Below are 9,339 nucleotides of genomic sequence, written 5' to 3' on the forward strand. Positions count from 1 at the left end.
AGTTTTACTTACTGCGACTGTTAACTGTGACTGTTAGCTATCCCAGATAAAGATCCACCAATCCTTCCGGTGTATTCAATACCACCTTTTTGTTGGTTCTGTCAATTTCGACGATGAAATCATCAATCATCGGAACAAGAATTTCCGTATTGCCTTTCATGATTTCGAAAAGCGGTTGCGCACTGGAATCGTTAATGGAAACGATTTTTCCGATGTTGCCTAAACGTACATCTTCCACATCAAAACCAATCACTTCGTGGAAATAAAATTTCTTGCCTTCCAGTTTTGGCAAGGCGCTTAACGGAAGGTAGATTTCGCAGCCGATGATTCGGTCTGCGTCTTCTTCACTGTCCACTTCTTCAAATTTAACTCTTAAAAAGTCTCCTTTGTGAAGGGCGCCTTTTTCAATAAAAAAAGGAATCAGGTTTTTGTTGAATTCAACAAAAACCGATTCCAGATCTTCATACATTTCGGGTTCGTCCGTATCCAGATAGATGAGGACTTCCCCTTTGAAACTAAACTTTTTGGCGATCTTGCCTAAATAGAAACAATCTTCTTTACGCATGGAACCGCCTTACAATTATGCTTGAGTTTCTTCGTTGTTTTCTTCAACAGCAGGAGCTTCTTCAGTTGCAGCCTCTTCAGCTACTTCTTCAGTTGCCTCTTCAGCTTTAGCAGCTTCAGCCTGAGCAGCAATACGTTTTTCGTTTGCTTCTTTTTCAGCTTTTAAAGCTTTTGCTTTAGCATCAGCCTCAGCTTTAGATAAACCAGCTTTCTTAGCGTCAACAGTTCCAGCTTTAGCCTCTAACCAAGCAGCCAATTTAGCGTCAGCCTGTTCTTGAGTTAAAGCACCTTTACGAACACCTCCGTCTAAGTGGTGTTTCAATAAAGCGCCTTTGTAAGAAAGGATAGCTCTTGCAGTGTCAGTTGGCTGAGCACCGTTGTGTAACCATTGTACAGCGCTATCAAGGTTTAAGTCGATAGTTGCAGGGTTGGTGTTTGGATTGTAAGTTCCGATTTTCTCTAAGAATCTACCATCTCTTTTCGCGCGAGCATCTGCTGCTACGATCCAGTAAAAAGGTTTCCCTTTTTTACCATGTCTTTGTAATCTGATTTTTACTGACATAATCTTTTTGATTAATTTGAGGTTCTCGACCTCGGTTATTTAAGGGTGCAAAGATATAAAGTTTTGGAATACAATTGGTTTTTTATGCTATTTTTTTATAACCTTAATGCTGCTCTCTGTATCGTGACCCGTTTTTATTTTTACAAAATACACTCCCGGATCACCATTTAGGGAAAAGGGAATACTTTCACTGTTGGTAAAATGCATTTCCTGCGTTTTTTGTGACAGCTGGTTGTATACTGTAATAGTGATTTCTTCCTGTAAGGTTTCAAAGCGGAGGGTAACGCTCTCGGTGGTTGGGTTAGGGTAAAAGCTGTACGGGTTTAATGGGTTGTCGCTAGTACTCAAATTCTCCGGTGCCAGTTTTACCAACCAGTAATCTATATCGCCATAACCGGGAACAGTAATGTTGTCGGAAATTGAGGAAGCAGTGTGGCCTCCTAAAACGATACTTTGCTCGGGAAGTGCAATTGTCTGAAAAAGGCCATCCTCTCCGCTGCCGCCAATGGATTTTTGCCACAATAAATTGCCGTTTTCGTTAAGGCGTATAATCCAGTCATCTGCAAAGCCTCCAAAATGAGCTTCCGTTTTATCTCCGGATATGGAAGATTGTGAGACGCCTGATATGACATAGCCTCCGTACTTCCGGCGTTGTTGAGTTTCAGTATCCAGTAGTCATCATCGAACCCAATGAGATTTTCTGTTTTTATGCCTGAAGCATTGGAATTGCTGTAACCGCCTAACATAAAGCCGCCTTCCAAAGTAGGAATTAAAGAATTGCCATAGTTCCATTGTGAGCCACCATAGCGAATCATCCAGTTAATGGCAGGGGCTTGAGAGTAGGAGTAACTGTAAACAAAAAACAGAAAAACTGGAATGATTTTCATAATTCACTTTTTTTGGCAGGGTTTTAAAATGCTAATTTATACTATTATTCTCATAGATAATTTAATGAATGTCACTGAAATTATTACGAATAGGTAAAAATGACTTTAGTAGCGTATTTGACTAATCATTTGAATAAAAACTTGCTAATAATTAATTAAAAACTATTTTTGTGGTAACAACTGATCTAACTTAAGATATGAAAACCATAAAAATGAAAAAAATAATCTCATTATTTGTTTTGACAGTAACCTTTGCTTCTTGCAGTGAAGATGTTACGTTTAACAGCCCGGCATTTCAGGCTACTAAAAACGGTGCGTTTTGGAAAGCAAATTCCACAGACACTTATTCAGATCCGACGGGAATTACAATAACCGGAATGGTAGGAACCGACATTGTAACATTGCATACGAGTTCAAATGCGCCGGGAACCTATATACTTGGAGTAAATGAAGTGAATAAAGCAACATATGAATCACTTGACGGTGAAGGGACTTTATATGAAACGGGTGCCGGAATAGGATCCGGAAAAATTACGATTGCGCCAGGAGGAACAATAACAGGAAAGTTCGAATTTATTGCCGAAGATGAAGAAGGTAATGAAGTGAATTTTACCAAAGGTGATTTTTACCAGGTTCCTTCGCGATACTAAGAAAAAATATTCTCAAAACGCCTAGAAAGAGACGTTTTTTTTGCTGTGATAAATTTTAATTTTAAAAGAAAAGTTTAACAATAGGTGTTTTATTGATTTAATATAGTACCTTTATAAAAATAATTTAATATATGAACATATTTGTAGGAAGTCTTCCGTTCTCAATTGACGAAGCAGATTTAAGAGAGTCTTTTGAGGCTTATGGTGCCGTAAATTCAGTAAAAATAATTACTGATAAATTTACAGGAAGAAGTAAAGGTTTTGGTTTTGTTGAAATGGAAAATGAAGCAGATGGCCTTAAAGCTATTGAAGAACTAAACGGTGCAACCGTTGGTGGTAGAACCATTGTGGTAAACAAATCCGAACCGAAACCGGAAGGAGAAAGAAGAAGTTTCAATAACAACCGTTCAGGCGGAGGTTATGGTAACAACCGTGGTGGTGGAAACTACGGTGGTGGAAACAGTCGTGGAGGAAGATACTAAATCTCTTTTATTGATAAAAATACAAGCCGTCTCATTTTGGGATGGCTTTTTTTTTGGAATTTATTTTATTTGAAGCGTCCTGATAACTATAGGGACGAGGTTAAAAGCAAGCGTCTTGTGTGTTTGTTAATAACTAAAATTGACATTCCGCTTCTTAAAACGTACTTTTGTTTTTGTCTAAAACAGACTTATAATCTTTCGCTTACAATCTAAATATCAGCCTGATGTATTTAATTTTCGATACCGAAACCACCGGATTACCACGAAGCTGGTCGGCCCCTATTACAGATACCGATAACTGGCCCCGATGTATTCAAATCGCGTGGCAGTTACACGACGAAATGGGAAATCTTATCGAACATCAGGATTATCTGGTAAAGCCGGAAGGGTTCAACATACCTTACGATGCCGAACGAATTCACGGTATTTCCACCGAATTGGCCATGGAACAAGGTATTTCTTTGTTGGAGGTTTTAGAAAAATTCAACATTGCCTTATCGAAAGCAAAATACATAGTTGGTCAGAACGTTGGTTTCGATGTGAACATCATGGGGTGTGAATTCCACCGTATGAATGTCGGCTCTGACATGGTAAAAATGCCGGTATTGGATACCTGTACCGAAACTACGGCAGAACTTTTAAAATTACCGGGAGGCCGGGGCGGAAAATTCAAATTGCCAACGCTTACCGAGTTGCATCAATACCTTTTCGGAGAACCGTTTGCAGAAGCCCACAACGCGACTGCCGACGTGGAAGCCACCACACGCTGTTTCCTGGAATTGATCAAACGTGAGGTTTTCAATAAAGAAGAACTCGACGTTACCGAAGACTATTACGACCGTTTCCGTGAGAACAATCCGCAGGAAATCAAGCTGATCGGTTTAAAACATATTAACCTGAAAGCGGCTTCCGATGAAATTCGTGCGAAACTAAAGCAGATTCAGAAGGAAGAAGTAGGGCAAGTCATTTCCGAAGAAGAAAAAAAAGATTTAGAGCACGCGTCTTTTGCGCATTTGCATAATCACACGCAGTTTTCGGTATTGCAGTCTACCATTTCCATCAATAATTTGGTTAATGCGGCCGTAAAAAATAAAATGCCTGCCGTCGCTATGACTGATGTGGGGAACATGATGGGAGCTTTTCACTTTGTGAGCGCCGTCCTTAATCACAACAAAGGAGCCGAAGCCAAAAATAAATCCGCAGAAGAAAATGGTGAACAGCCAACGGAAACCATCGTAAAGCCGATTGTAGGTTGTGCGTTTAACATCTGCGATGACCGCAAAGACAAGACCAAAAAGGATAACGGTTATCAGGTTGTTTTTCTTGCAAAGAATAAAAAAGGTTATCACAATCTGGCTAAAATGGCGTCCATCGCCTATACGGAAGGTTTTTATTATGTGCCCCGTATCGATCGTTCCGTAGTAGAAAAATATAAAGAAGATATAATTGTTTTGTCGGGGAACCTTTATGGGGAGATTCCGAGTAAAATTTTAAATATTGGTGAAAATCAGGCAGAAGAAGCATTGATTTGGTGGAAATCCCAATTCGAGGACGATTTCTACATCGAAGTGATGCGTCACAATCAGGAAGATGAAAACCGCGTGAACCAAACCCTGATTGCCTTCGCCAGAAAACACAATGTAAAACTGATTGCCACCAATAATACCTATTACGTCGCTAAAGAAGACGCCAACGCCCACGATATTTTGTTATGTGTGAAAGATGGTGAAAAGCAGGCGACTCCAATCGGCCGCGGTCGAGGGTATCGTTTTGGAATGCCAAATCAGGAATATTATTTCAAGTCGGAGGCCGAGATGAAAAAAATCTTTACCGACTTACCCGAAGCGATCATCAACATCCAGGAGATTATTGATAAAGTCGAAGCGTATTCGTTGTACCGCGACGTATTGCTTCCCAAATTCGATATTCCGGACGAATTTGTGGTAGAGGAAGATAAAGCGGATGGCGGTGTAAGAGGTGAAAATGCCTATTTACGCCATCTGACAATGGAAGGCGCTAAAAGAAGGTATGAGGAAATCACTCCCGATATTCAGGAACGATTGGATTTTGAGTTGTTGACCATTTCCAATTCGGGTTATCCGGGCTACTTTTTGATTGTACAGGATTTTATTGCCGAAGCACGGAAAATGGGAGTTTCGGTTGGTCCCGGCCGTGGTTCTGCTGCGGGTTCAGCGGTAGCCTATTGCTTGGGAATCACTAACATCGACCCAATTAAGTACGACTTGCTTTTTGAGCGTTTCCTTAATCCGGATCGTGTGTCCATGCCCGATATCGATATCGACTTTGACGACGAAGGCCGTGGATTGGTTATGGATTACGTAATCAATAAATACGGTTCGAATCAGGTGGCGCAGATTATCACTTATGGTAAGATGGCAACCAAATCGGCGATTCGTGATACGGCCCGTGTATTGGATTTACCCTTGTTTGAAGCCGATCGAATTGCGAAACTGATTCCGGGGATGATGCCATCCAAGTGGAATCTGGCGCGTTTTCTGGCTGAAGACGAAAGTGAAGTAAAAAAGGCGCTGAAATCTTCCGAAGAATTCGACCGCGTCAAAGAATTGATTGCCATTGCAGGCGAAGAAGATTTGGCCGGAGAAACCATCCAGCAGGCAAAAATGTTGGAAGGCTCCCTTCGAAATACGGGAATCCATGCCTGTGGGGTAATCATTACGCCGGATGACATTACCAATTTCGTACCGGTAACCACAGCCAAAGATTCCGATTTGTATGTAACCCAGTTCGACAACTCGGTAGCGGAAAGTGCCGGCTTGTTGAAAATGGACTTCCTGGGATTAAAAACCCTTACCTTAATTAAAGATACGGTCAAATTGGTGAAATACCGTACCGGAATTCAGCTTGATCCGGATACCTTCCCAATTGACGATCAAAAAACATATGAATTGTTCCAAAGAGGAGAAACGGTTGGGGTTTTCCAATATGAGTCCGCCGGGATGCAAAAATACATGAAGGACCTGAAGCCAACGGTTTTCGGGGATTTGATTGCGATGAATGCGTTGTATCGTCCGGGGCCTTTGGAATACATTCCTTCTTTCGTCCGCAGAAAAAACGGATTAGAAGATATTACCTATGATTTAGATGCTTGCGAAGAATATTTAGGGGAAACTTACGGGATTACAGTATATCAGGAGCAGGTAATGCTTTTGTCGCAGAAACTGGCAAATTTCTCCAAAGGTGACGCCGACGTCCTTCGTAAAGCGATGGGTAAGAAACAGAAAGATGTCTTGGATAAAATGAAATCCAAGTTTATCGATCAGGCAATGGCCAATGGGCACGATGAAAAAAAGCTGGATAAGATTTGGACGGACTGGGAGGCATTTGCGAGTTATGCGTTTAATAAATCCCACTCGACCTGTTACGCATGGATTGCCTATCAGACGGCTTATCTGAAAGCGCATTACCCTGCGGAATACATGGCGGCAGTGCTTTCCAATAACATGAACGATATTAAACAGGTTTCGTTCTTTATGGAGGAATGTAAACGTATGGGGCTGGACGTATTAGGTCCTGATGTGAATGAATCGTTCTATAAATTTACGGTAAACGAAAACTATGCGATTCGCTTCGGAATGGGGGCAATTAAAGGTGTAGGGGAAGGTGCCGTAAAAACTATAGTGGATACCCGAAAAGAAGGGAAATACAAATCCATATTCGATCTGGCCAAGCGTATCGATTTGCGTGCAGCCAATAAGAAAGCTTTTGAAAATTTAGCTTTAGCCGGTGGTTTCGATTGTTTTACCAATACACACCGTGCCCAATATTTCCATCACGATGGTGATAACATTACGTTTTTGGAAAAAGCGATGCGTTACGGTTCGAAAACACAGGAGAATGAAAACTCTTCCCAGGTAAGTTTGTTTGGAGATGCTTCCGAGGTGCAGATTCCGGAGCCAACCGTACCGCCTTGTGAAGAATGGTATACCATGGAAAAACTCGCCAAAGAGAAAGAAGTGGTGGGAATCTATATCTCCGGGCATCCGTTGGATGATTATAAATATGAAATGAAGTATTTCTGTCCGACCCGTTTGGAAGCGCTGAAAGATTTAAACTCGCTTGTTGGGAAAAATGTGGCTTTGGGAGGAATTGTAACCAATGTGCAACACCGAACCGCCAAGAACGGAAAAGGATGGGCGACATTTAATCTGGAAGGCTACGATGAAAGTTACGAGTTCCGGATTTTTGATGAGGAATATTTGAAATTCCGTCATTATCTGGGTCAGAATAATTTTGTGTACATAAAGGTTAATGTAAAGGAAGGCTGGGTAAATCGGGAAACCGGAAAAAAATCCGATCCGCGTTTGCAGTTTATAGAGGTGATGCAATTGCAGGATGTGTTGTCGAAATTTGCCAAAAAGCTGATTTTAATGTTCTCCATTAGCGAATTAGGGGAACAGCTCATCATGGAACTCAACGAATTGTTCAAAGCCAATGCCGGGGAAACTACGGTTACTTTTGAAGTGATGGAACTGGAGCGTGTTAAAACTATTGTTGAGGTTCCTGTAGTTAGTGAAATGAACGAATCCGATGAGGTTGGCGATGCAGACGAAAGTTTAGACGAAGTGGAAATAACCCTACCGGAAGAAAAGGAAGAAATTAAAGTGGTGACGAAACTTACTATGCCAAGCCGAAAACTCAAAATCGGGGTTTCGAATGAGATGTTAGGTGAGTTGGAACGTTTGCAGATTAACTTCAAGTTGAATTAAAAGCAGATGCCCTAGTCCCGATAGAGCCGGTAGCTTGGCATGGGGAGATTGCTCGGCAAGCTCGCAATGACAACTTGAGGCGAAAGCGGGAAATAGCTCCTGATAAAAAATATCAATTTAATCATAATTAAAACTGATTTTTAATAGGTTAACAATTCAAAATAATATTCTACTTTTGTCAGACAATTTAAAAAATGAAATTATGGCTTTAGCAATAACAGATGCAACTTTTGATGAAGTGGTATTGAAATCAGAAAAACCGGTATTAGTAGATTTTTGGGCAGCTTGGTGTGGACCATGTCGTATGGTAGCTCCAATCATTGATCAGATCAGTGAGGAATATGCCGGAAAAGCGGTAATCGGGAAAGTTGATGTTGATGCGAATCAGGAGTTTGCAGCAAAATATGGTGTTCGTAACATCCCAACGGTATTGGTTTTCCAAAACGGTGAAGTGGTAGGACGTCAGGTAGGAGTTGCTCCTAAAAACACATACACTGAAGCAATCGACGCATTATTATAATCGATCGCATCGAAAATAAAAAAGGCTAACATTTCGTTAGCCTTTTTTATTTTTATATATTTCTTAAATTGATGATTTCCTGTTCCGTCAGGAATCTCCAGTTGCCTCTTGGTAAGTTCTTTTTGGTCAGACCTGCAAAAACCACACGGTCTACTTTTATAACATCATATTTTAAATGTTCGAAAATGGAACGTACCACTTTTACATTGGAAGTCTTCATTTTTATCCCGATTTCACTCTTCGGCTGATCTTCGATATAAGATACTTCTTCCACAAAAACACGGTGATTGTCAATGGTCAATCCGCTGGCAATTCGCTCCAGATCTTCGTATTTCAGGTTTTTATCCAAAGACACCTGATACACTTTTGAAGAGCGTTGGTTTGGAATCGTAAATTTACGAACTATGTCAGTATCATTGGTGAACAACAATAAACCGGTAGTTGTTTTATCCATTCTTCCCACAGGTTGTAATTTAGCTCTTGTAGCCCCGCGAACCAAATCCAATACGTTGTTGGCATTCATGTCTTCGTCTTTGGAAGTGGTAAATCCTTTTGGTTTATTCAGTAAGATGTATTCTTTTTTCTCAGGAGTAATGATAGTTCCGTCAAAGTTTACAACATCATTCAGCTGTACTTTATAACCCATTTCCGTAATCACTTCCCCGTTAACTTTTACGTTTCCGGACTGGATGTAAATATCGGCATCACGACGCGAGCAAACCCCTGAATTGGCAATGTATTTGTTCAGACGGATTTCGTCCGGATTGGCAGGTTTTTTAGGTGCTTTAGGTTTTTTATCGAAAGCAGGTTTTGCTTTTGGGAAACCGGTTTTCGTGTCATTTTTCTTAAACGTAGCCTTAGCCGGGCCGTTTGATTTTTTCGAACCGGTGCTTGGTTTTTTCGACGTAGAACCTTTTTTATTATTT

General features: G+C 40.8%; 9 protein-coding genes. 4 read left to right on the plus strand and 5 right to left on the minus strand.

The features are described from left to right. Nucleotides 1-37: 37 nt before the first annotated feature. From rimM to VLB74_RS08880, 4 genes are all read right to left on the minus strand, one after another. Entirely contained in the window at nt 38-565 is a 528-nt protein-coding gene (gene rimM, locus VLB74_RS08865) for a ribosome maturation factor RimM (protein WP_325203099.1), read from the minus strand. A 15-nt stretch (nt 566-580) separates the two neighbouring features. After that, nucleotides 581-1,126: a 30S ribosomal protein S16 gene (locus VLB74_RS08870; protein ID WP_325203100.1), complete on the minus strand. Its 546-nt coding sequence runs from the start codon at nt 1,124-1,126 to the stop codon at nt 581-583. Between the two features lie 87 nt (nt 1,127-1,213). After that, nucleotides 1,214-1,648 (minus strand): T9SS type A sorting domain-containing protein, encoded by a 435-nt coding sequence (locus VLB74_RS08875; protein WP_325203101.1) that lies wholly within the window; start codon nt 1,646-1,648, stop codon nt 1,214-1,216. Then, complete coding sequence (locus tag VLB74_RS08880; protein ID WP_325203102.1) at nt 1,567-2,013, minus strand: hypothetical protein; 447 nt, start codon at nt 2,011-2,013, stop codon at nt 1,567-1,569. The genes VLB74_RS08875 and VLB74_RS08880 overlap by 82 nt, the downstream gene beginning before the upstream one ends. Nucleotides 2,014-2,225: 212 nt before the next feature. On the opposite strand from VLB74_RS08880, the gene VLB74_RS08885 reads away from it, so the two are divergent. From VLB74_RS08885 to trxA, 4 genes are all read left to right on the plus strand, one after another. After that, the gene (locus tag VLB74_RS08885; RefSeq protein ID WP_325203103.1) at nt 2,226-2,663 is read left to right on the plus strand and encodes a DUF6252 domain-containing protein; all 438 of its coding nucleotides are present in this window, start codon (nt 2,226-2,228) and stop codon (nt 2,661-2,663) included. Nucleotides 2,664-2,794: 131 nt separating this feature from the next. Continuing rightward, nucleotides 2,795-3,145 carry an RNA recognition motif domain-containing protein gene (locus VLB74_RS08890; RefSeq protein WP_325203104.1) on the plus strand — a complete coding sequence of 117 codons (351 nt, stop codon included), beginning with the start codon at nt 2,795-2,797 and terminating at the stop codon, nt 3,143-3,145. 224 nt (nt 3,146-3,369) lie between these two features. Then, on the plus strand, nt 3,370-7,893 hold the full coding sequence (gene dnaE, locus VLB74_RS08895; protein WP_325203105.1) for a DNA polymerase III subunit alpha: 4,524 nt from the start codon (nt 3,370-3,372) through the stop codon (nt 7,891-7,893). Nucleotides 7,894-8,095: 202 nt separating this feature from the next. Next, nucleotides 8,096-8,413 carry a thioredoxin gene (gene trxA / locus VLB74_RS08900; protein WP_023572993.1) on the plus strand — a complete coding sequence of 106 codons (318 nt, stop codon included), beginning with the start codon at nt 8,096-8,098 and terminating at the stop codon, nt 8,411-8,413. 52 nt (nt 8,414-8,465) lie between these two features. On the opposite strand, the gene VLB74_RS08905 is transcribed toward trxA, so the two are convergent. Then, on the minus strand, nt 8,466-9,339 hold an 874-nt coding region (locus tag VLB74_RS08905; RefSeq protein WP_325203106.1), incomplete at its 5' end, for a pseudouridine synthase.

The organism is Flavobacterium sp. (genome assembly GCF_035456225.1).
In the GTDB taxonomy this organism is placed as follows: Bacteria; Bacteroidota; Bacteroidia; order Flavobacteriales; family Flavobacteriaceae; genus Flavobacterium.